Annotated in this window: 19 protein-coding genes; 6 read left to right on the plus strand and 13 right to left on the minus strand. The window is 72.9% G+C overall.

The annotated features are described in order from the left end of the window. The first annotated feature begins 282 nt into the window (after positions 1-282). The 5 genes from OG552_RS06385 (at position 283) to OG552_RS06405 (ending at position 7,786) form a co-directional block, all read left to right on the plus strand. A complete protein-coding gene (locus OG552_RS06385) occupies positions 283-1,125 on the plus strand; it encodes an urea amidolyase associated protein UAAP1 (protein ID WP_329130211.1) in 843 nt (280 codons plus the stop codon). Next, complete coding sequence (locus OG552_RS06390) at positions 1,122-1,772, plus strand: urea amidolyase associated protein UAAP2 (RefSeq protein ID WP_329130212.1); 651 nt, start codon at positions 1,122-1,124, stop codon at positions 1,770-1,772. The genes OG552_RS06385 and OG552_RS06390 overlap by 4 nt, the downstream gene beginning before the upstream one ends. Further along, complete coding sequence (uca, locus tag OG552_RS06395) at positions 1,769-5,413, plus strand: urea carboxylase (protein ID WP_329130213.1); 3,645 nt, start codon at positions 1,769-1,771, stop codon at positions 5,411-5,413. The genes OG552_RS06390 and uca overlap by 4 nt, the downstream gene beginning before the upstream one ends. Continuing rightward, positions 5,410-7,041 (plus strand): allophanate hydrolase, encoded by a 1,632-nt coding sequence (locus OG552_RS06400; RefSeq protein ID WP_329130214.1) that lies wholly within the window; start codon positions 5,410-5,412, stop codon positions 7,039-7,041. The genes uca and OG552_RS06400 overlap by 4 nt, the downstream gene beginning before the upstream one ends. Before the next feature lie 154 nt (positions 7,042-7,195). Further along, on the plus strand, positions 7,196-7,786 hold the full coding sequence (locus OG552_RS06405; RefSeq protein ID WP_329130215.1) for a TetR/AcrR family transcriptional regulator: 591 nt from the start codon (positions 7,196-7,198) through the stop codon (positions 7,784-7,786). Positions 7,787-7,866: 80 nt separating this feature from the next. Here the strand turns inward: OG552_RS06405 and OG552_RS06410 are convergent, their stop codons facing one another. The 12 genes from OG552_RS06410 to OG552_RS06465 form a co-directional block, all read right to left on the minus strand. Continuing rightward, on the minus strand, positions 7,867-10,692 hold the full coding sequence (locus tag OG552_RS06410; RefSeq protein ID WP_329130216.1) for a DEAD/DEAH box helicase: 2,826 nt from the start codon (positions 10,690-10,692) through the stop codon (positions 7,867-7,869). A 94-nt stretch (positions 10,693-10,786) separates the two neighbouring features. Then, a complete protein-coding gene (locus tag OG552_RS06415; RefSeq protein ID WP_329130217.1) occupies positions 10,787-11,674 on the minus strand; it encodes a diacylglycerol kinase in 888 nt (295 codons plus the stop codon). 88 nt (positions 11,675-11,762) lie between these two features. Continuing rightward, positions 11,763-12,689 carry a twin-arginine translocase subunit TatC gene (tatC, locus tag OG552_RS06420; RefSeq protein ID WP_329130218.1) on the minus strand — a complete coding sequence of 309 codons (927 nt, stop codon included), beginning with the start codon at positions 12,687-12,689 and terminating at the stop codon, positions 11,763-11,765. A 108-nt stretch (positions 12,690-12,797) separates the two neighbouring features. Beyond that, positions 12,798-13,076 (minus strand): Sec-independent protein translocase subunit TatA, encoded by a 279-nt coding sequence (gene tatA, locus OG552_RS06425; RefSeq protein WP_329130219.1) that lies wholly within the window; start codon positions 13,074-13,076, stop codon positions 12,798-12,800. 239 nt (positions 13,077-13,315) lie between these two features. Next, positions 13,316-13,519, minus strand: coding sequence for a hypothetical protein (locus OG552_RS06430; protein WP_329130220.1), 204 nt, complete (start codon positions 13,517-13,519; stop codon positions 13,316-13,318). 18 nt (positions 13,520-13,537) lie between these two features. After that, positions 13,538-13,792: a hypothetical protein gene (locus tag OG552_RS06435; protein WP_329130221.1), complete on the minus strand. Its 255-nt coding sequence runs from the start codon at positions 13,790-13,792 to the stop codon at positions 13,538-13,540. A 10-nt stretch (positions 13,793-13,802) separates the two neighbouring features. Next, positions 13,803-14,729, minus strand: a complete 927-nt coding sequence (locus OG552_RS06440) for a helix-turn-helix transcriptional regulator (protein ID WP_329140590.1) — start codon at positions 14,727-14,729, stop codon at positions 13,803-13,805. Between the two features lie 53 nt (positions 14,730-14,782). Further along, entirely contained in the window at positions 14,783-15,721 is a 939-nt protein-coding gene (locus OG552_RS06445) for a helix-turn-helix transcriptional regulator (protein WP_329130222.1), read from the minus strand. A 155-nt stretch (positions 15,722-15,876) separates the two neighbouring features. Next, positions 15,877-16,248: an FKBP-type peptidyl-prolyl cis-trans isomerase gene (locus tag OG552_RS06450; RefSeq protein WP_329130223.1), complete on the minus strand. Its 372-nt coding sequence runs from the start codon at positions 16,246-16,248 to the stop codon at positions 15,877-15,879. Between the two features lie 49 nt (positions 16,249-16,297). Next, on the minus strand, positions 16,298-17,317 hold the full coding sequence (locus OG552_RS06455) for an FKBP-type peptidyl-prolyl cis-trans isomerase (protein ID WP_329130224.1): 1,020 nt from the start codon (positions 17,315-17,317) through the stop codon (positions 16,298-16,300). 84 nt (positions 17,318-17,401) lie between these two features. Beyond that, complete coding sequence (gene pafA / locus OG552_RS06460; protein WP_329130225.1) at positions 17,402-18,763, minus strand: Pup--protein ligase; 1,362 nt, start codon at positions 18,761-18,763, stop codon at positions 17,402-17,404. A 9-nt stretch (positions 18,764-18,772) separates the two neighbouring features. Next, a complete protein-coding gene (locus tag OG552_RS06465; protein ID WP_329130226.1) occupies positions 18,773-20,023 on the minus strand; it encodes an MFS transporter in 1,251 nt (416 codons plus the stop codon). 187 nt (positions 20,024-20,210) lie between these two features. Here OG552_RS06465 and OG552_RS06470 point away from each other — a divergent pair, with 187 nt between their 5' ends. Continuing rightward, positions 20,211-21,239 (plus strand): LacI family DNA-binding transcriptional regulator, encoded by a 1,029-nt coding sequence (locus tag OG552_RS06470; protein WP_329130227.1) that lies wholly within the window; start codon positions 20,211-20,213, stop codon positions 21,237-21,239. A gap of 111 nt (positions 21,240-21,350) precedes the next feature. On the opposite strand, the gene prcA is transcribed toward OG552_RS06470, so the two are convergent. Then, entirely contained in the window at positions 21,351-22,097 is a 747-nt protein-coding gene (gene prcA / locus OG552_RS06475) for a proteasome subunit alpha (protein ID WP_329130228.1), read from the minus strand. Positions 22,098-22,150 lie beyond the last annotated feature (53 nt).

The following is a 22,150-nucleotide window of genomic DNA, read 5'->3' on the forward strand; positions in this document are numbered from 1 at the left end:
ACAGGCCGCGGGCCGTCCCGCGCCGTGAGCACCCGGTAACGGCGCCGCAACCCCGGGGCAACGGTCCCGAAGCGCCCTCCGCCTAATTTCTGTCGAGCGACAGAAATCTCCGCACCGGGAGCACCCGGCCACCGGACCGGGAAGCGCCCACCTCAGAAGCACCCGGCCGGCGCCCACCGGGCCCCCACCGAGACCGCCGCGAAGGGACCGCCGCGGAGCGCCCCCCCCCGCGAAGAGACCGCCCCACCGAGAACCGCCGATACGGAACGGAGGTGCCGCACCGTGCCGAAAGCGAGGACCGGCGCCAGGACCGGCGCGAAGGCCGAAGCGACGACCGGTACGACATCCGGCGCCCGGGACCACGCCCGCGCCCAGGAAGGCTCCCGCGCCGACGCCATGCCGATCGTGCCGCCGCCGGACGGCCTGCTGTGGGCCGAGACGGTCGCGGGCGGCGGCTACACCCACAAGGCGCTGGCCCGCGGCACCGAGCTGCGCCTGGCCGACCCGACCGGCACCGCCTGCGCCCACCTGCTCCTCTTCGCCGACGGCCGCCCCTGGGAACGTCTCAGCACCGCCGACACGACCAAGGTCCAGTGGAACGCCTACCTCGGCGCGGGCAGCCTTCTGCTGTCCGACCAGGGCCGGGTGCTCGCCTCGCTGATCGCGGACACCAGCGGCCGGCACGACGCCCTGTGCGGTACGTCCACGGCGGTACGCAACCAGGCCCGCTACGGTGACGGCGCACCGCACGGCCGCTCCCCCGCCGGCCGCGAACTGTTCAAACTCGCCGCCGCCAAGCACGGGTTGGCGCCCCGCGATCTGCCGCCCTCGCTCTCCTTCTTCCAGGGCGTACGCGTCGAGCCGGACGGTGCCGTGGAGTTCATCGGCTCGGCCGGGAAGGACACGGCGGTCACGCTCCGCGCCGAGCAGCCGCTGACCGTCCTGCTGGCGAACGTCCCGCACCCGCTCGACCCCCGGCCGGCGTACACCTGCGGCCCGTTGGTGGTCCGCGCCCGCCGGGCCGCGCCGACCGCGCCGGACGACCCGCTGTGGGACACCACCCCGGAGGGCCGCCGCGCCTTCCTCAACACCGCCGAGCACCTGGCCGCCAGGGGGATCGCATGATCAGCACCACCACCGTCGAGGCCCGCGCCCCCTGGTCGGCGGTGCTCCCGGCCGGCACCTTCCTCACCATCACCGACCTGCACGGCAACCAGGCCGTCGACTTCCTCGTCTACGACGCCCACGACACCGCCGTGCGGTACAGCGCGCCGGACACCGTCCAGGCCCAGGGCGGCATCTTCCTCACCACCGGCAGCGTGCTGCTCTCCAACGAGCACACCCCGCTGATGACCGTGGTCGCCGACACCTGCGGCCGGCACGACACGATCGGCGGTGCCTGCTCCAAGGAGTCCAACACCCTGCGCTACGGCCACCACACCTGGTCACAGCACGCCTGCGTGGACAACTTCCTGGCCGAGGGCGCGCGTTACGGGCTCGGCAAGCGGGACCTGGTCAGCAACGTCAACTGGTACATGAATGTGCCGGTGGAGGCGGACGGCACCCTCGGCATCGTGGACGGCATCTCCGCGCCCGGCCTCGAAGTGGTGCTGCGCGCGGAGACCGACGTGCTCGTGCTGGTCTCCAACTGCCCGCAGATCAACAACCCCTGCAACGGCTTCGACCCGACGCCGGTACGGATGACGGTGACGCCGCCGGGCGAGGCCGCGGCGCTCCTGCCGGAGCTCCGCGCAGCGGCGGCGCGCGTATGAGCCCGGCCGGCGGGCGCTTCGACACCCTGCTCGTCGCCAACCGCGGTGAGATCGCCGTCCGGATCATCCGTACCGCCCGCCGGATGGGCCTGCGCACCGTCGCCGTCTTCTCCGACCCGGACCGGGGCGCCCCGCACGTCCGCCTCGCCGACACCGCGGTCCGGCTCGGCCCGGCGCCCGCCAGGTCCAGCTATCTCGACACCGCGGCGGTGCTCGCCGCGGCCCGTGAAGGCGGCGCGGGCGCGGTCCACCCGGGCTACGGATTCCTCTCCGAGGACGCGGAGTTCGCCCGCCGCTGCGAGGCGCAGGGGCTGGTCTTCGTCGGCCCGACGCCCCGCCAGCTGGAGCTCTTCGGCGCCAAGCACACCGCGCGCGAGGCCGCCGCGGCGGCCGGGGTGCCGATGCTGCCCGGCACCGGTCTGCTGCCGGACCTCGACACCGCGCTGGAGTCCGCGCGGTCGCTGGGCTACCCGGTGATGCTCAAGGCCACCGGTGGCGGCGGCGGCATCGGGATGCGCGCCTGCCGCTCCCCCGAAGAACTCGCCGCCGCCTGGGAGCCGGTGCGGCGGGTGGCCGCGGCCGGCTTCTCCGCGGCGGATTCCCCGCCCGCCGAAGGCGGCCGGCCGGGGGCGCTCTTCCTGGAGCGGCTGGTGGAGCGGGCCCGCCATGTCGAAGTGCAGGTCTTCGGCGACGGCCGCGGCCGGGTACTGACCCTGGGCGACCGGGACTGCTCCCTCCAGCGACGCCATCAAAAGGTCCTCGAAGAAGCCCCGGCGCCCGGGCTGCCCGGCGCCGTGCGGAAACAACTCGCCGACAGCGCACGGGCGTTGTGCGCCTCGGTGGACTACCGGTCGGCCGGCACGGTGGAGTTCGTGTACGACGCCGAGCGCGGGGAAGCGTACTTCCTTGAGGTCAACACCCGGCTGCAGGTGGAACATCCGGTCACCGAGGAGACCCGCGGGGTGGACCTCGTGGAGTGGATGCTGGCGCTGGCGAACGGCGACGACACGCCGATCACCTTGTCGACAAAGCGAGTCGGACACGCCGTAGAGGCCCGGATTTACGCCGAAGATCCCCGGCGCGGGTACCGGCCGAGCGCCGGACAGCTCACGCAGGTGGCCTTCCCGGCCGGTGTCCGGGTCGACACCTGGGTCGAGACCGGCACCGAAGTCACCGCCTCCTACGACCCGATGCTCGCCAAGGTGATCGCCCACGGTACGGACCGGGCCGACGCGCTGGACAAGCTCGCCGACGCCCTGGCGGCGACCAGGATCGACGGCATCGAGACCAACCTCGGCCTGCTGCGCGCCGCCGTCGCCGACCCCCGGCTGCGTGCCGCCACCCACCACACCGCGACCCTGGCCGGCATCCACGACACCTCCCGGCGGATCGATGTGGTCCGGCCCGGCACCCTCACCACCGTCCAGGACTGGCCCGGCCGCACCGGGCTGTGGGACGTCGGTGTGCCGCCGTGCGGACCGATGGACGACCTCTCCTTCCGGCTCGGCAACGCGGCACTGGGCAACGCAGAAGGCGCGCCCGGTCTCGAATGCACCCTGCAGGGACCGGCGTTGCGCTTCAGCCACCCCACCACGGTGTGTGTCACCGGCGCCCCGGCCCTGGTGACGGTGGACGGCCGTACGGTGCCGCAGTGGACACCGGTGACGGTGCCCGCGGGGGCCGAACTCGACGTGTCCGCACCGCGGGAGTCGGGCCTGCGCACCTACGTGCTCGTCGCCGGCGGCCTCGACGTCCCCCGTTTCCTGGGCAGCGCGGCCACCTTCACCCTCGGCGGATTCGGCGGCCACGGCGGCCGTACGCTGCGGGCCGGTGACGTCCTGCACGGCGGCGGTACGGCCACCGGCGCACCGGTGCCGGCGGCCCGGCGGCCGGCGATCGGCACCGCCTGGGAGCTGGGGGCGGTCGAAGGGCCGCACGCGGCACCGGAGTTCTTCACCGAGCAGGACATCAGGGACTTCTACGAGGCCGCGTGGAGCGTCCACTTCAACTCGGCCCGCACCGGCGTCCGCCTGGTCGGCCCCAAGCCGCGCTGGGCCCGCGGCGACGGCGGCGAGGCGGGCCTGCATCCGTCGAACATCCACGACACGCCGTACGCGGTCGGCGCCGTCGACTACACCGGCGACATGCCGGTGCTGCTCGGGCCCGACGGCCCCTCGCTCGGCGGCTTCGTCTGCCCGGCGACCGTGGTCACCGGTCAGCGCTGGAAGCTGGGGCAGTTGCGGCCGGGCGACACCGTACGGTTCGTGCCGGTCGGCGACGACGCGGCGGCGGCGCTGCGCGACGCGCCCGCCGCCACGCCGCTGCCCACCCGCCCGGTGATCGCCGACGGCGGGATCCTGGGGCGCGCCGAGGAGACCGCGGCGCGCCCGGCCGTGACGTACCGGCGCAGCGGTGACGACAATCTGCTGGTCGAGTACGGTCCCATGCAGCTCGATCTCGCGCTGCGGATGCGGGTGCACGCGCTCGCCGGCCATCTGGCCGCCCGGCGGCTGCCCGGCGTGGTCGACCTCACCCCCGGCATCCGGTCGCTGCAGATCCATGTCGACCCCGCGGTCCTCCCCACCGGCAAACTGCTCGGCCTCGTCCGCGAGGCGGAGGACCAACTCCCGCCCGCCGACCAGCTGGTGGTGCCCAGCCGCACCGTCCACCTGCCGCTGTCCTGGGACGACCCCGCCACCCGCGAGGCCATCGCCCGCTACATGGCCGGGGTCCGTGACGACGCGCCGTGGTGCCCCTGGAACATCGAGTTCATCCGGCGGATCAACGGGCTCGACTCGGTGGACGACGTCCAGCGCACCGTCTTCGACGCGGAATACCTCGTCCTCGGCCTCGGCGACGTCTATCTCGGCGCGCCCGTCGCCACCCCGCTCGACCCCCGGCACCGCCTGGTGACCACCAAGTACAACCCGGCCCGCACCTGGACCGCGGAGAACTCCGTCGGCATCGGCGGCGCCTATCTCTGCGTCTACGGCATGGAAGGGCCGGGCGGTTACCAGTTCGTCGGGCGCACCGTCCAGGTCTGGTCCTCCCGCCGCCCCCGGCCGTGGCTGCTCCGGTTCTTCGACCGCATCCGGTGGTATCCGGTCACCGCGGACGAACTCCTCGATCTGCGGGCGGACATGGCCGCTGGACGGCTCGATCTCCACGTCGAGGAGGGCCACTTCGCCCTCGCCGACCACCAGCGTTTCCTCGCCGCCAACGCCCCCTCCATCGCGGCCTTCCGCGCGCGCCAGTCCGCCGCTTTCGCCGCCGAGCGCGACGCCTGGGAAGCCGCCGGCGAGTTCACCCGCGCCGAGGCCCCGACGGCGCCCCCGCCGGCCGCCTTCACCGTCCCCCCCGGTGGCCGCACCGTCGACTCCGACCTGGCGGCAAGCGTCTGGCAGCTCTCGGTCCGTCCCGGCGACACCGTCACCGCCGGCCAGCGTCTCCTCACCCTGGAGGCCATGAAAATGGAGTCCCCCATCACCTCCCCCGCTCCCGGCCGCGTCGACCGGATCCTCGTGGCCCCCGGCACCCAGGTGCTCCCCGGCACACCACTGCTGACGCTCGCCCCACTCCAGGGCAGCCCGGCAGCACCGCACGGCCGCGGCACCGAGCAGAGAGGAGCCCCGCAGTCATGAGCGCCCTCGCACGGGTCACGGCGGCCTACGCGCGCCTGGCCGAGGTGGACCGCCCCGAGGCGTGGATCACGGTGCGCCCGCAGGCCGCCGCGGAAGCCGACGCCCGGCAGGTGGACGCACGGGTGGCCGGCGGAGAAGCGCTGCCGCTCGCCGGAACGACCCTCGCGGTCAAGGGCAACATCGATGTGGCGGGGCTGATGACCACCGCGGGCTGCCCCTCCTACGCCTACGCCCCGCAGGCCGACGCCCCCGCGGTCGCCGCCCTGCGCGCGGCCGGCGCCGTCGTCCTCGGCACGACGAACATGGACCAGTTCGCCACCGGCCTGGTCGGCACCCGCAGCCCGTACGGAGCCGTCCGCAACGCCGTCGATCCGACCCGTATCAGCGGCGGTTCCTCGGCCGGCTCGGCCGTCGTCGTCGCCCTCGGCATCGCCGACCTTGCCCTGGGTACGGACACCGCGGGCTCGGGGCGCGTCCCGGCGGCCCTCAACGGCGTCGTCGGTCTGAAACCGACCCGCGGCCTGGTCTCCACCGAAGGCGTCGTCCCGGCGTGCGCGAGCCTGGACTGCGTGACCGTGTTCGCCCGCACCCTCCCCGAGGCCCGGCACGCCCTGTCCCTGCTGGCGAGCCCGGCGCCGCCACCGCGCCGCCCCGGCCCCTGGCGGGCGGCTGTCGCCCGCCGGGCGGACCTCGGCGAGCTGGACCCCGGCTGGGCCGACGCCTACGACCGGGCCGTCGCCCGCCTCGCGAGGGCCGGCGCCGTCATCCGCCCGGCCGATCTGACGCCCTTCTCGGCCGCCGCCGCCCTGCTCTACGAGGGCGCGTTCGTCGCCGAGCGCTACACCGCGGTGGGCGACTTCATCGACAAGCACGCCGGCGCCGCGGACCTCGATCCGACCGTGGCCCGTATCATCACCGCCGCCCGCGAGCTGCCCGCGCACCGGCTCTTCGCCGACCAGGCGCGCCTGTCCGCGCTGCGTACCCTCGCCATGGCCGAACTCGGCGACGCCGACGCCCTGTTGCTGCCCACCGTGCCGGGTCACCCGACGCTCGGCGAGGTGGCCGCCGATCCGGTGGGCAGCAACAGCCGGCTGGGCAGATTCACCAACTCCGCCAATCTGCTGGATCTCTGCGCGGTCGCGGTGCCGGCCGGCGAGGTGGACGGCCGCCCGTTCGGCGTGATGCTGCTCGGCCCCGCGCAGTGCGACGACCGTGTCGCCGAGGTCGCGGGCCTGCTCGAACCGCCGCTGCGCATCAGCGTGGTGGGCGCCCATCTCACCGGCGGACCGTTGAACCACCAGCTCCGCGGCCTGGGCGCCCGCCTGCTCACCACCACCACGACCGCCGCGTCGTACCGCCTGTACGCCCTGCCCACCACGCCCCGGAAACCGGGCCTGGTCCGGGTCGCGGACGGCGGCGCCGCCATCGAGGCGGAGGTCTGGGAGCTGCCGGCCGCCGCCCTCGGCCGCTTCCTGGCCGCCCTTCCCTGCCCCATGGCCCTCGGCAGCGTCGAACTCGCCGACGGGTCCAGCACCCCCGGCTTCCTCTGCGAGCCCCTGGCCCTCCAGGACGCCGAGGACATCACCGCGTACGGCGGCTGGCGGGCCTACTTGGACGCCACCCGGTAGCGGGACCGGGTGGCGGCAGGCGGGCGGCAGGCGGGCGGGCGGCACAACCGGACCCGGATCGGACCGCGAGTCCGTTTTTATCGGGATACGATGCGGACCAAAGGTCCGTTTGCCCCCAGGGAACCGGTGCCGCCCGCCGAAGGGAGCCGCCTCAATGCCCGCCCCGCGTCATGAACGCGCCGACGCCGCCCGCAACCGCCGGGCCGTACTGGCCGCGGCCGAACGGCTGCTGAGCCAGAGCGGCAGACCGCACGTCACCCTCGACCAGGTCGCGGTGGCCGCCGGCGTCGGGAAAGGCACCGTCTTCCGCCGGTTCGGGTCCCGCACCGGTCTGTTCACCGCGCTGCTGGAGGAACGCGCCGCCGAGATGACCGAGTCGGTCCGGGCCGGTGCTCCCCCGCTCGGCCCTGGCGCCCCGCCCGCCGAGCGGCTGCGGGCCTTTCTGGAGGCGCTGGCCGAACTGGCAGTACGCAATGTGGCGCTGCTCGCCGCCCATGAACAGGCCTGCACCACGGGCAAGTTCCACGATCCGACCTATGTCTGCTGGCACTCCCACGTCACCGGGCTGCTGACCTTGACACACCCCGAGGACCCCGGCTTCGACGCCGCCGCCACCGCGCACATCCTGCTGGCCGCCTTCGACGGCGACCTCGTACAACTGCTGGCACCCGACGGCGACCCGCGGCGTCTGGCCGCGGCGGTCGGCGCCCTGGCCGCGGCCGCCACCCGCCCCACGCACGGCTGAGTCCTGCCCCCCCTGAACCTCTGAACCCCTGACCCAGTCGGCCTGGGCCCGCACCGCCGCACGGCGCGGGCCCGGAAGCCTCAGCCCACCGAGGAGTACGCCACCACTCCGCGCAGCAGCGCGTCCACCGCACGGCGCGAGTTCCGCCGCACCGGGCTGTTCTCCGGCGCCGCGTTGCCGATCTGGCCCAGGACGTCGATCAGTTGCTTGCACCACCGTACGAAGTCACCGGCCGGCATGTCGGCGTCGGAGAGCACCGAGTCGAGGCCGTGCCCGGACGCCCAACGGTAGGCGGCCCAGGCGAAGCCCAGGTCCGGCTCCCGCTGGCCGACACCCTCGGTCTGGCTGATCCCGCGGTCCTCCTCCAGGGCGTCGAGCCGGCCCCAGATCCTCACCATCTCCGCCAGCGCGGCTTTCGCGTTGCCGGTGGGCAGCTTCGGCGACACCGCGTCGTCGGACTGCCGGGACTCGAAGACAAGTGCCGAGGCGCAGGCGGCCAGTTCGGCCGGGCCGAGACCGTCCCACACCCCGTCGCGCAGGCATTCGCTGGCCAGCAGGTCGAGTTCGCCGTAGAGCCGGGCGAGCCTGCGGCCCTCCGGGGTGACCTTGTCGCCCTCCAGGTAGCCCAGTTCGGTGAGCACCGAGCAGACCCGGTCGAAGGTGCGCGCGATGGTGTTGGTGCGGCCTTCGATCCGGCGTTCCAGCTGCCGGGTGTCGCGGCGCAGCCGGTGGTAGCGCTCGGCCCAGCGGGCGTGGTCCTCACGCTCGTCGCAGCCGTGGCAGGGGTGGGCCCTGATCTCCGAGCGGAGCCGGGCGATCTCGGTGTCGTCGGCCGCGGCCGAGCGCTCCTTGCGGTGCCGGGAGGGCCCCGACCAGCCGGCCGTGCCGGCCTTACTGCGCATCGCGGAGGCCAGATCCCGGCGGGACTGCGGGCTGCGCGGGTTGAAGGTCTTGGGGATGCGCATCCGGTCCAGCGCCTCCACCGGCACCGGGAAGTCTATCTGCGCCAGCCGCTTGACCTGCCGCTCGGCGGTGAGCACCAGCGGCCGGGGACCGTCGTGGTACTCCTCGCCGTACCGGCCGCCGCTCGCCCGCCCGGCCGGAAGTCCGGGCTCGAGCACCAGCGCCAGGCCCGCGTACTTGCCGGCCGGCACATGGATGATGTCGCCGGGCTTGAGCTTCTCCAGCGCCTCGGAGGCCGCCGCCCGGCGCAGCGTCGCGCCCCGCCGGGAGAGTTCGGCCTCGCGGTCCTTCAGCTCACGGCGCAGCCGCATGTACGCGTCGAAGTCGCCGAGGTGGCAGGTCATCGAGCCCTTGTAGCCGTCGAGCCCCTCCTCGTTGCGCTGCACCTGCTTGGAGATGCCGACAACGCTGCGGTCCGCCTGGAACTGCGCGAAGGACGTCTCCAGCAGTTCGCGGGAGCGGTGCCGTCCGAACTGGCCGACCAGGTTGACCGCCATGTTGTACGACGGCTTGAAGGACGACCGCAGCGGATACGTACGGGTGCCGGCCAGTCCCGCGACGGCGCCCGGGTCGAAGCCGCGCTGCCAGAGCACCACCGCGTGCCCCTCGACGTCGATGCCGCGGCGGCCGGCGCGGCCGGTGAGCTGGGTGTACTCGCCGGGGGTGATGTCGGCGTGGGTCTCGCCGTTCCACTTGACGAGCTTCTCCAGGATCACCGTGCGCGCCGGCATGTTGATGCCGAGCGCCAGCGTCTCGGTGGCGAAGACCGCCTTGACCAGGCCCTGGACGAAGAGTTCCTCGACGACTTCCTTGAACGTCGGCAGCATGCCCGCGTGGTGGGCGGCGATACCGCGCTCCAGGCCCTCCAGCCACTCGAAGTAGCCGAGTACGTGCAGGTCCTCGTCGGGGATGGCGCGGGTGCGCTCCTCCACGATGGCCCGCACCCTGGCGCGGCCCTCGTCGTTGTTGAGCCGCAGCCCGGCGTAGAGGCACTGCTGGACGGCCGCCTCGCAGCCGGCCCGGCTGAAGATGAAGGTGATCGCCGGCAGCAGTCCCTCGGAGTCGAGGCGGTCGATCACCTCGGCGCGGCTGGGTGTCCACATCCGGCTGCGGGCCCGGCGCTCACGCTCGCGGTCGGCCTCCCGGCCGCGCTTGGCCCGCGGGTGGAAGGTCCGCTGGTTCTCCTCGCGGGCCAGTCGCAGCAGGTCGGCGTTGACCTCGCGGCGGCCGGCCTGCTGACCGGCACCGCCGGCCTTCTCCTCGAAGAGGTCGTACATCCGGCGGCCGGCCATCACGTGCTGCCACAGCGGCACCGGCCGGTGCTCGGAGACGATCACCTTGGTGTCACCGCGCACCGTGTCCAGCCAGTCGCCGAACTCCTCGGCGTTGGAGACGGTCGCGGAGAGCGAGACCAGGGTCACCGACGGTGGCAGGTGGATGATCACCTCTTCCCAGACCGCGCCGCGGAAGCGGTCGGAGAGGTAGTGCACCTCGTCCATCACCACATAGCCGAGGCCCTCCAGTGCCGGGGAGTTCGCGTACAGCATGTTCCGCAGCACTTCGGTGGTCATGACGATCACCGGGGCGTCACCGTTGACACTGTTGTCGCCGGTGAGCAGGCCGACCTTGTCGGCGCCGTAGCGCTTGGCGAGGTCGTTGTACTTCTGGTTGGAGAGCGCCTTGATGGGCGTGGTGTAGAAGCATTTGCGGCCCTCGGCGAGGGCCAGGTGGACGGCGAACTCGCCGACGATCGTCTTGCCCGACCCGGTGGGCGCGGCGACCAGAACCCCGCTGCCCGCCTCAAGTGCCTGGCAGGCCTCTATCTGGAAGGGGTCGAGGCCGAACTCGTACAGCTCGCGGAACTGGGCGAGTGCGGTGGCGTTCTCGGCGGCGCGGCGCCGGCTGGCCGCATAGCGCTCGGCTGGTGACATCTCTTCGGTCATCTCGTCAATGAGCCTACCTGCCACCACCGACACGGCGCGTGATCTTTGTCTCGCCGGCCGGCGCCTGCCCCGGGCGGCGCGGCCCGGGCCCGGCTCAGACCAGCAGCCGCAGCGCCCGGGGCACCGTCCGGGCGGCCAGCGGCAGCGGCCCGACCCGCTCGCCGTCCGCGTAGCCGGTGATGCCGTCGGCGGCCAGACCGACCCGGGCGGCACGGTGCACGGTCACCACCGGGTGGCTGGGGTGGGTGCCCCGGTAGACCCGCGGGAAGACCCGCAGCAGGGTGGTGCGGCTGCACGGCCCGACCACGCATACGTCGAAGAGCCCGTCGTCCATCCGGGCGTCCGCGCAGATCCGCATGCCGCCGCCGTAGGAGGTGCCGTTGCCGACCGCGATCAAGGTGGCCTCGATCTCCCGCTCGGGTGCGTCGTCGAGCCGGAGCCGGTAGGGGATCGGGCGCAGCGCGGCCAGCTCGGCGAGCATCGCCAGGTCGTAGCGGAACCGGCCGGCCGGCCACCGCATCCGGTTGCCGCGGTCGTTGACCCGGGAGTCGAAGCCGGAGGCGAGCACCGTGCCGAACCAGCGCTCCCCGGTCCTGCCCAGGTCCACCTCCCGGGTGCGGCCCTCCCGCAGCGCCGCCGCTATCGCGGCACCGGACGCCGCGGGGTTACGGACCGGCAGGCCGGTGGCCCGGGCGAAGTCGTTGCCGCTGCCGACCGCGACCACGCCGAAGGGGATACCGGTGCCGGCCACCGCCTGGAGGGCCAGTGAGACCATGCCGTCGCCGCCGACCGCGACCAGTGCGCCGGTGCCGCCGGCCACCGCCTGCCGGGCCCGGGCCAGCGCGTCGGCGGCGTCCTGACCGACGACGGTACGGACCTGGTGGCCGGCCTCCCGCAGCGCGTGGGCGGCCGGGCGGGCCGCGTGCGCGCCACGGCCACGGCCCGCGGTGGGATTGACGAAGAGGGTGATCTCGCTGGTCACGGGCGGACCCTACCCCGGGAAGGGCCGATCAGGGGAGATCACGGGAGGTCAGCGGGGGCCGGACCACCGCGGACCGCACCCGGTGCGGTCAGGTCGCGTCGTCGTAGCCGTCGTCGCCGCGGCGGCCCGGCTCCTCGAACGGCTGGCTCGACACCTGCTCCGGGATGTGGTTGAGCGACGACGCCTCGTCGGGGTCGAGGGCGAAGTCCGGGTCGGCGGCGCGGCGGCGCAGCCGGCGCCGGTCGTTGAAGAAGCAGATGCCCATCGCCACGAAGTACAAGAAGACGATCGGTGCTGCCAGCAGGCACATGGTGAGCGGGTCGCCGGTGGGCGTGGCGACCGCGGCGAAGACGGTGATGCCGATCACCATGCCGCGCCACCAGCCGAGCATCCGGCGGCCGGTGACCAGGCCGGTGAAGTTCAGCAGCACCAGGACCAGCGGCAGTTCGAAGGCCATGCCGAAGACGATGACCAGCCGGACGATGAGGTCGAGGAAGTCATCGAGCGGCAGCAGGTTGGTGGCGTCCTCCGGCACGAAGCCGATCATGATCCGGGCGGTCTGCGGCAGGATCTCGTAGGCGAGCAGCGCACCGGCGAAGAAGAGCGGCACCCCGGCGCCGACGAAGCCGAGCGTGTAGCGCTTCTCGTTCTTGTGCAGACCGGGCGCGAGGAACGCCCACAGCTGGTAGAGCCAGATCGGTGAGGCCGCGACGACACCGGCCATCAGCGAGACCTTCAGGGCGATGGAGAAACCGCCGAGCAGACCGTTGACGGTCATCGCCGCACAGGGCTGACCGTTCTTCTGGGTGATCGCGCCGTGCTCGCAGCCGACCGACTTCAGAATCGGACTCTGGAAGAAGTGGATGATGTCCTTGTAGAAGAACGCCGCCACGACGGTGACCACGATGATCGCCAGGACCGACTTGAAGAGCCTGTTGCGCAGTTCACGCAGGTGCTCCGCGAGAGGCATTCGCCCCTCGGGGTCCCTGGTCTCCTTGCGGGCAGTCTTGAGCACCCACGTCCTCGTCTCGTGCGGCAGCCGTCAGCGGCGCGTCCGGCTTGGTCCTTCGCCTGCGGGACCGGCCGCCACAACCGGCGGTCGGCCCTGACGTACGGTCCCGGATCAGGCCTGGGTCGGGGTCCGGTCGGCCGGCTCCGCGACCGGGCGGGCGCTGGCGGTGTCGCCGGGCGCGGCCTGGATGGTACGGGCGGTGGCCTGCTCCTGCGGGGTCTGCTCCGCGGCGGTGCCACCGTCGTTCTTCATCGCCTTGGCCTCGCTCTTGAGGATGCGGGCGGACTTGCCGAGCGAACGCGCCATGTCCGGCAGCCGCTTGGCGCCGAAGAGGACGACGACCACGAGGACGATGACGAGGAGTTCCCAGGGCTTCAGATTGCCGAGCATATGAGGTCTACCTTCTCACCGGGGCGGTGTGGTCCTTGCGACTTCGATCACCCGGCGTTCGGACAAGGGTCCGGCCGCCGTGCAGCAGCGATCGTAGCGTGCACCGGTGAACAGCGGGGAATGCCCCGGAATCCACCTGGCAGCGACCCTCCCCGGAGGATTCGGCTCGGCATCACCCAGCCGCGCTCCACGGGGGCCGCCCGGCCAGCGTACCCTCCTCCTGCGCCGGTACGGCAGGCTCAGCGGCGCGAGATCTCTCCGGCCCGCTCGGCCACCGGCTCCGCGGCCCGCCGCAGCCGCTCGCTCGCCCGGGTCAGCGCCTCGGTGCCGGCGGCGACCTGACGGGCCAGTTCCTGGACGGCGAGGAAGACCCGCACGGCGAGCACACCCAGCACCGCGAGGCCCGCGGCCGACAGGCCGACGCAGAGAAATAGCCACCACATGGCCTGCGAGCCTACCGGTCAGTGGGCGTGCAGCCGCATAGTGCGGACGCCGCCGGTGGTGAGGAGTTCCACGATCCGTTCGCCCGCCGGTTTGCGGACCGCCTGCCCGCACTCGGGGCAGGTGAAGGAGTAGAAGGTGGTGCGGGCCGAGCCGCCGATCGCCAGCCGCAGCGCGCCCGCGCCCAGTTCGAAGCTCTCCCGGCAGTGCGGGCAGCCGGCCCGGAAGAGCACCTGGCCGGGCGCGGGTGGCGGGCAGGCGGTGGCGGCGGTCATCGGTAGTACCTCACTCCCCGTAGGCGGCCAGGGCCTGTACGGCCGCGTCGCGCGCGTCACCGGCCAGTTCGGCGGGCGACACGATCCGGCCGTCGCGGCCCAGCCGCAGCGCGAGCCGCCGCAGTGAGCCGGGGTCGGGGGTGCGCAGCGTGATCCGCAGGCCGCCGTCGGGCAGTTCCTCGGCGCTGTCGTGCGGATAGTACTCGGCGACCCAGCGGCCCCCAGGGCCGACCTCGATGACCACTTCCGGGTCGTCGCCGGCCGGCTGCACCAGGCCCTGGGAGAGGTCACGCGGTTCGAGCCGGGGCGGGTCGGCGGGTTCGTCGAGGAGCTTGATCTCGGCGACCCGGTCCAGCCGGAAGGTCCTGCGGTCCTCCGACAGCCGGCACCATCCCTCGAAGTAGGTGTGGCCGACGGCGAAGAGGCGGATCGGGTCGACCTTCCGCTCGGTGAGGGTGTCGCGGGCAGGCGAGTAGTAGCGCATCCACAGCAGCCGGCGTTCGGTGATCGCCCGGTCGACGGTGGCGAAGACACTGCCCTCGGACTCGAAGGTGACCGAGAGCTGGTCGCTGGCGCCGGCCGCCTCGCCGGCCGCGGTCTCCAGCTTGGCGCCTGCCCGCAGCAGCGCCTGCCGGTCGCGGTCCCGCAGCCCCGGCAGGTTCGCCACCGCGCGGGCGGCCACCAGCAGGGCGGTGGCCTCGTCGGCGGCCAGCCGCAGGGGCTGCGCCACGTCGTCGGCGGTGCCGGGGTTGTGCCACCAGATGCGTTCGCCGTCGGTGTCGATGTCCAGCAGGTCGCCGCCGCGGAAGCTGGTCCCGCACAGCGGCAGCACATTGAGGTCGCCGATCAGCTCGGCCTCGGTGACCCCGAAGGCCTGCGCCACCTCACTGACCCGGGCGCCGGGCCGCTCCCGCAGATACGTCACCAGGGACAGCATCCGCCGGGTCTGGTCGATCGCGTTGCTCACAGCCCCGCCCCACTCCTCACTCGTCAGCCCTTCGCCACCGCGCGCAGCCGTTCCAGGACCTCGGCGCGCAGTTCCTCGGGGGCCAGGACGACCACGTCCGGGCCGAATTCGGCGAGCCAGGCGTCGAGGCCGTGGCCGTAGGGGATCTCCAGTTCGTCCCAGTCGGCGTCGACCGGGGTGGTGGTGACCGCGCGGGAGCGCAAGGGGTAGCCGCTGTCCCGGCGCAGCCGGATCCGGGCGGTGGCGGTGGCGCCTTCGCCCGCCCAGCTGGCGACGGTCGCCCGGACGTCCACGTGGTCGGGGACCTCGACGGTGAAGGCGCCGCGGGTCCGGACCTTGCCGCTGATCCGGGAGAGCCGGAAGACCCGGACGGCGCCGCGGTCGCGGTCGTGTCCCGCGACGTACCAGTGGCCGCGCCAGCACTCCAGCGCCCAGGGCTCGACCACCCGCGGCTCGGGCCGTACCGCGTTGGCCTTGCGGTAGTCGAAGGCGACCGCGCGCCGCTCGCGGGCGGCGAGCATCAGTGCCTCGAAGGCCGGTTCGGGGGCGGGGATACGCGGTTCGAGCACGCTGCTGGTGGCCTCGTACGGTACGCCGGCCGCGCGCAGCTTCTGCAGCGCCCCGCTGGCCGCCTCGGCGAGGCGGGCCTGCTGCCAGACCTTGGCGGCCAGACCCAGCGCGGCGGCCTCCTCGGGGTCGAGGGCGATGTCCGGCAGCCGGTTGCGGTCACTGCGGGCGAGGTAGCCGAACTCGCCGTCGAGGCTCTCCACGGTGTCGATGACCAGGCCGAGTTCCCGCAGGTCGTCCTTGTCCCGCTCGAACATCCGGTTGAAGGACTCGTCCGAGGTGACCTCGTGGTACGCCTCGATGGAGGTGCGCAGCTCGCGCTTGCTGACCGGGCGCCGGGTGTTCATCAGGCACAGCGCCAGGTTCATCAGCCGCTCGGCCTTGGCAATCGCCATCCCGCACCCCGCACCCTTCTTCAGCTCGCCCTCGACCGCCGAACCTACCGCTATCGGCGGCCCGGCCCCAAGCCGAGGGCCCCGCCGCACAGCGGGGCCCCCGGATGCGGCGAGCGGGTCCGAGCGCCGAGCGCCCGCAGGCGCGCGAACACGGACTAGACGGCGACCAGGTCGCAGACGAAGATCAGCGTCTCGCCCGGCTTGATCGCACCGCCGGCGCCGCGGTCGCCGTAGGCGAGGTGGGCGGGGATGGTCAGCTGGCGGCGCCCGCCGACCTTCATGCCCTGCACGCCCTGGTCCCAGCCGGCGATGACCTGGCCGACGCCGAGCTGGAACTGCAGCGGGGCGCCGCGGTTCCAGCTGGCGTCGAACTCCTCGCCGGAGGAGAAGGCCACGCCGACGTAGTGGACGGAGACGGTGTCCCCCGCCTTGGCGACGGCTCCGTCGCCCTCCCAGATGTCCTTGATCTCCAGGTCGGCCGGCGGCTCGCCGCCCGGGAAGTCGATCTCGGGCTTCTCGATGCTCACTTCGGTACTCCTTGTGCTGTTGCGGGCAACCTGGACAGTCTTGCAGACCTCACAGTTGGGCCAGGATGTCCAGGGTGAAGACCAGCGTGGAGTTGGCCGGGATCCCGTTGTTGGCCTGGGCGCCGTAGGCGACGTCGGGCGGGGTCACCAGCATCACCCGGCTGCCGACCTTCTTGCCGGCCAGGCCCTGCTGCCAGCCCTTGATCAGCTGCGCGAGCGGGAAGGCGGCCAGCTCGTTGCGGGAGTAGCTGGAGTCGAACTCCTTGCCGGTGTCCCAGAGCACGCCCTTGTACTGCAGCAGGAGGTTGTCGGTGGCCTTCACCTCGGCGCCGTCGCCTTCGATGATGTACTCGGAGACGAGCTTGGTGGGGGCCTTGGCGCCCTTGGGGATCGTGATGGACGGTGCCTTGCCGTCGGTGTTGGCGCCGACCTTCGGCAGGCTCGCGTTCGTCTGCGGGACGGCCTTGCCGGTGGCCGAGCTCTTGCCGTTGAAGCGGTTGATCACATCGATCACGAAGACCAGGGTGTCGGTGCCCTTGATGCCCGCGTCGGGGTTGCCCTGGGTGCCGTAGCCGAGGGCCGGCGGGATCGCCAGCTCCACCCGGCTCTTGACCTTCTGGCCGATCAGCGCCTGGTCCCAGCCGGGGATGACCTTCTGCTGGCCGAGGACATTGGTGTACGGGCCGCGGCCGAAGGAGGTGTCGAAGACCTTGGCGGTGTCCCAGACCTGGCCGACGTAGTTCACCTGAAAGTAGTCGCCGGAAGCCAGCGCCGGGCCGTCCCCGGTGATGACGGTCTTGACCGCCAGATCCTTCGAGGGGGCACCGGAGCCCTTGGCGACGGTCGGCTTCTGGCCGAAGGCGGTGCCGGCCGTGATGGGCGGCACCGGGCCGCTGACGATCTTCGCGGAGGGGCTGGCGCTCGCCGACGGCGTGCCCGACGGCGAGGCCGTGTCCGAGGCGGAATCCGACGGTGAGGAGGAGGCGTCGCTCTTGTCGTCGCTGCTGCCGCAGCCGGCGGCGGTGAGCAGAAGCGCGGGCACGGCGAGCAGTACGGAACGTCGGCGCACAGGGTTCCTCGTTCGGTTCGTCGGGGGTGGGGCAGGCGGACTCGGATTCCGCCGCCCCACACCCTACGGTGTGCGCTCCCGCCGTCACATACCGGCGATCAGCTTCTCCACCCGGTCGTCGACCGACCGGAAGGGGTCCTTGCAGAGCACGGTGCGCTGCGCCTGGTCGTTGAGCTTGAGGTGCACCCAGTCGACGGTGAAGTCCCGCCGCTGCTCCTGGGCCCGCCGGATGAAGTCGCCGCGCAGCCGGGCCCTGGTGGTCTGCGGCGGCACCGACTTGGCCTCGAAGATCTTCAGGTCACTGCAGATCCGCTTGGCCTGGCCCTTGCGCTCCAGCAGGTAGTAGAGCCCCCTGCGGCGGTGGATGTCGTGGTAGGCGAGGTCTATCTGGGCGACCCGGGGGTGCGACATGGTGATGTTGTCGCGGTTCCGGTAGCGCTCGATGAGCTGGTACTTCATCACCCAGTCGATCTCGGTGCCGATCTTGCTGAGATCGCCGCTGCCGATCGACTCCAGGGTGCGGCCCCACAGCTCCAGCACCTGCTCGATGACGCCGCTGCGGATGCCGCGGCGCTCGCAGAACTCCACCGCCTTGGAGTAGTACTCCTGCTGGATGTCCAGCGCGGAGGCCTCCCGGCCGGAGGCGAGCCGGACCTTGCGGCGCCCGGTGATGTCGTGGCTGACCTCGCGGATGGCCCGGATCGGGTTCTCCAGGGTCAGGTCGCGCATCACGGTGCCGGCCTCGATCATCCGCAGCACCAGGTCGGTGGCGCCGACCTTGAGCAGCATGGTGGTCTCGGACATGTTGGAGTCACCGACGATGACGTGCAGCCGGCGGTAGCGCTCGGCGTCGGCGTGCGGCTCGTCGCGGGTGTTGATGATGGGGCGGGAACGGGTGGTGGCGGAGCTGACACCCTCCCAGATGTGCTCGGCCCGCTGGCTGACGCAGAAGACCGCGCCCCGCGGGGTCTGCAGCACCTTGCCCGCGCCGCAGAGCAGCTGCCGCGTGACGAGGAACGGAATCAGGATGTCCGCCAGCCGGGAGAATTCCCCGTGCCGGGCGACCAGATAATTCTCGTGGCACCCGTAGGAGTTGCCGGCCGAGTCGGTGTTGTTCTTGAACAGGTACACATCGCCCGCGATGCCCTCCTCGTGCAGACGCCGTTCGGCGTCCACCAGAAGGCCCTCCAGGATGCGTTCACCGGCCTTGTCGTGCGTGACGAGTTCGGTGACGTTGTCGCATTCCGGAGTGGCGTACTCCGGGTGCGAGCCTACGTCGAGGTAGAGGCGGGCGCCGTTGCGGAGGAAAACATTGCTGCTCCGGCCCCATGACACGACACGGCGGAAGAGGTACCGCGCCACCTCGTCAGGGGACAGACGCCGCTGTCCCCTGAACGTGCATGTGACGCCGTACTCGTTCTCCAGCCCGAAAATGCGGCGGTCCATGTCTGAACATTACGCCTGATGCGTGGTGCTGAAACGAGGTTCGACCGAGCCGTTTCGATCTTTTTCCGCACCGGTTTCGAGGTTTGGAACCGTCAGGATTCGGCCGGTCAGCAGCAGTACGAGGGTGGCGACCACGCCGCAGACCGCGCTGACACCGAATCCGGCCCGGGTCCCGCCGTGTTGCGCGACCAGCCCGGCCACCGCCGTCCCCAGGGCCGCGCCCACCCCCATCGCGGTCACCACCCAGGAAAACGCCTCGGTCACCGTGCCCGCCGGGGCGTGTCGGTCCACGACGAGGAAGCCGCAGGCCAGGGTGGGCGCGAGGAAGAAACCGGACAGAACGGCGAGCAGCAGCATCCAGCCGAGCCCGGGGACGAGCACCAGCGGCGGGTAGCAGGCGGCCAGGCCCAGCGACAGCAGGCGCAGCCGGCGCTCCGGGACGCCCGCCCAGCGCCGGGCGCCGTAGGCGAGGCCGCCGGCCAGCGCGCCGGCCCCGTTGGCGGCCAGGACGTACGAGGTGGCGGAGTCGCCGCCGTGCGCGTCACCGTAGGCGACGGCGGCGAGCGAGAAGGCGCCCAGCGCGATGCCGATGAAGAAGCAGGCACACAGCAGGACGACCAGGCCGCGGGAGCGCAGGGCGCCCAGCCAGTGGGCCTCGCGGGCCTGTGCGCGCCACTGCCGGGACGGCCGGGAGGTGACCACGACCAGGGTGCCGGCGACGCCGAGCAGCCCGGTGAGGACCACCGCGGCGGCCTCGGAGGCGGTCGCCACCGCCGCGGTGACCAGCAGCGGTCCGACGGTGAAGAGCACCTCCTGGGCGGCGGCGTCCAGGGCGTACGCCTTCTGCACCTGGTCCTCGCGGGGCAGTACGGACGCCCACAGCGCGCGCAGGCCGCCCTCCAGCGGCGGGGTGGCAAGGCCGGCCAGCAGTACGGCGGCGACCGCCACCGGCAGCGGCTCCGGCCCGGTGACGGCGAGCAGGGCGAAGCCGGCCGCCGAGAGCAGCGCGGCGGCGGCCATCACGCGGGGCTGGCCCCGCTTGTCCACCGCCCGGCCGAGCAGCGGCTGCCCGATCGCCACGGCCAGTCCGAAGAGCGCGGACAGCGTCCCGGCCAGCCCGTAGCCGGCGCCCTGGGAGCGCAGGAACAGCACGATGGCCAGCGCCGACATCCCGTTCGGCAGCCGCCCCAGCAGCGTCCCGCCGAGCAGCCGCGCGGCATACCGCGTCCGCAGCAGCTCACCGTAACCCGTCGCCGCCATGTTTCCCCCATCGTGAGTGTTACGTATAACGTCGATCGGTCATACGTACCATGTGGGCGGCCCCCGGTCCACCCGCCGGGTGCCCCCGGCCCCCTGATGAGAGCGGAGCAACAGTGCGGCACGCCTCCGGCGCGGTCCCCCCGCCCACCACGCGCCCCCGCCCGGGCGAACGCGGCGCGGGGGCGTGATGGGGGGCGGGAGCGTGATGGGGAGGGGCCGGCCGACGTCACGGGATGTGGCGCGGGTCGCGGGGGTGTCGCAGGCGACCGTGTCCCTGGTGCTCGGGGGCAAGTGGCACGGGCGGGTGTCGGAGCGGACCGCCCAGGCGGTACGGGTGGCGGCCGGCGAACTCGGCTACCGGCCCAATCTGGCCGCCCGCAACCTCCGGCTCGGGCGGACCAGGACCGCGCTGCTGGTGGTGCCCGCGCTGACCAACGAGTACTTCGCCCGGATCTGCACCGGCGCCGCCCAGGTGGCGGCCGAGCACGGCTTCGCGGTGGTGCTCTACCCCTCCCCCGAGGGCATCGGACCGGCCAGGGACCCCTTCGCCTCGGCGCGGGCCGCGATCGACGGGGTGATCGCCTCCTCGATGGCGGCCGACGCGCTCGCCGGCATCGGCGGCGGCGGGCTGCCGCTGGTGATGCTGGACAGCGACCCGGCCGCACCGGGCGGCGCCCCGACGGTGAACCTCGCGGTGGCCGACGGCATCCGCCAGATCACCCGGCACCTGCTGGCGCTGGGCCACCGCCGCTTCCTCCACCTCGCCGGCGACGTGGACGCCTGGACCTTCCGGATCCGGGCCGAAACCGTCGCCGCCGAGCTGAGCCGCGTACCCGACGCCGTCCTGCTGCACACCGAGCACTCCGCCCTGGACGCGCCGGCGGCCCGGGAGGCGACGCTGCGGGCGCTGGCCCGGCCGGGGCCCCGCCCCACCGCGCTGCTCTGCGACGACGACATCCTGGCGGCCGGCGCCTGCAAGGCCCTGCGGGGGCTCGGCCTGGACATCCCCGGCGAGCTCTCGGTCTCCGGTTTCGACGATCTCTCGCTGGCGACGGCCATCGACCCGGAACTGACCACCGTTCGGCTGCCCGCCGAAGAGGTGGGAGCGGCCGGCATGACGGCGCTGCTCGCCCTGCTCGACGGCGCCCCCGCGGCGGGCGGCGAACTGCCGGTCGAGCTGGTGGCGCGCGCCTCCACCGGACCGGCGCCCCGCTAAGGGCCACGCGGCCCGCCCCCGGGCTCGGCTCCGGACCCGGGCGGGAAAAGGGCGGTGCCCCGGCAGCAGCAGCCGGGGCACCGTACGCCTGGGGAAGCAGGACCCGGGGGTCTACTCCTCGTCGTCGGAAGGGTCGTCGGTCTTGGCGGTGGCCGCGCTCTCGGTGTCCAGCAGCCGGGAGAGCTGGCGGCCCAGGATCCGCTTGAACTTGCGCTGCTGCGGCCGGGTGCGGTCGAGCACCGCGACCTCCAGCTGCTCCGCGGTGAGCGTGCGGTCCCCGCCGTTGGTGTCCCGGCTGAGCGACTCCACCGCCAGCGCCAGCGCCTCCGCGAGGGTCATCCCGTCGCGGTGCCGCTGGTCGAGGAAGCTGCCGATCTGGTCGGAGTTGCCGCCGACCGCCACCGCGCCGTGCTCGTCCACGATCGAGCCGTCGTGCGGCAGCCGGTAGATCTGGTCGTCCTCGGGGGCCGAGCCGACCTCCGCGACGATCAGCTCCACCTCGTACGGCTTCTCCCCGACGCTGGAGAAGATGGTGCCGAGCGTCTGGGCGTAGACGTTGGCCAGCCCACGGGCCGTCACGTCCTCGCGGTCGTAGGTGTATCCGCGCAGATCGGCGTAGCGGACGCCGCCGATCCGCAGGTTCTCGAACTCGTTGTACTTGCCGACCGCCGCGAAGGCGATCCGGTCGTAGATCTCGCTCACCTTGTGCAGCGCGCGGGACGGGTTCTCGGCGACGAAGACGATGCCGTCGGTGTACTGCAGCACCACGACGCTGCGACCGCGCGCGATCCCCTTGCGGGCGTACTCGGCGCGGTCCGCCATGGCCTGCTGAGGCGAAACGTAAAAGGGCGTGGACACCGGCTAACCGTGCCTTTCTGCTGTCGGCGCTGTGAGAGGGGTGTACGGCGGAT

Source organism: Streptomyces sp. NBC_01476 (genome assembly GCF_036227265.1).
Classification (GTDB): Bacteria; Actinomycetota; Actinomycetes; order Streptomycetales; family Streptomycetaceae; genus Actinacidiphila.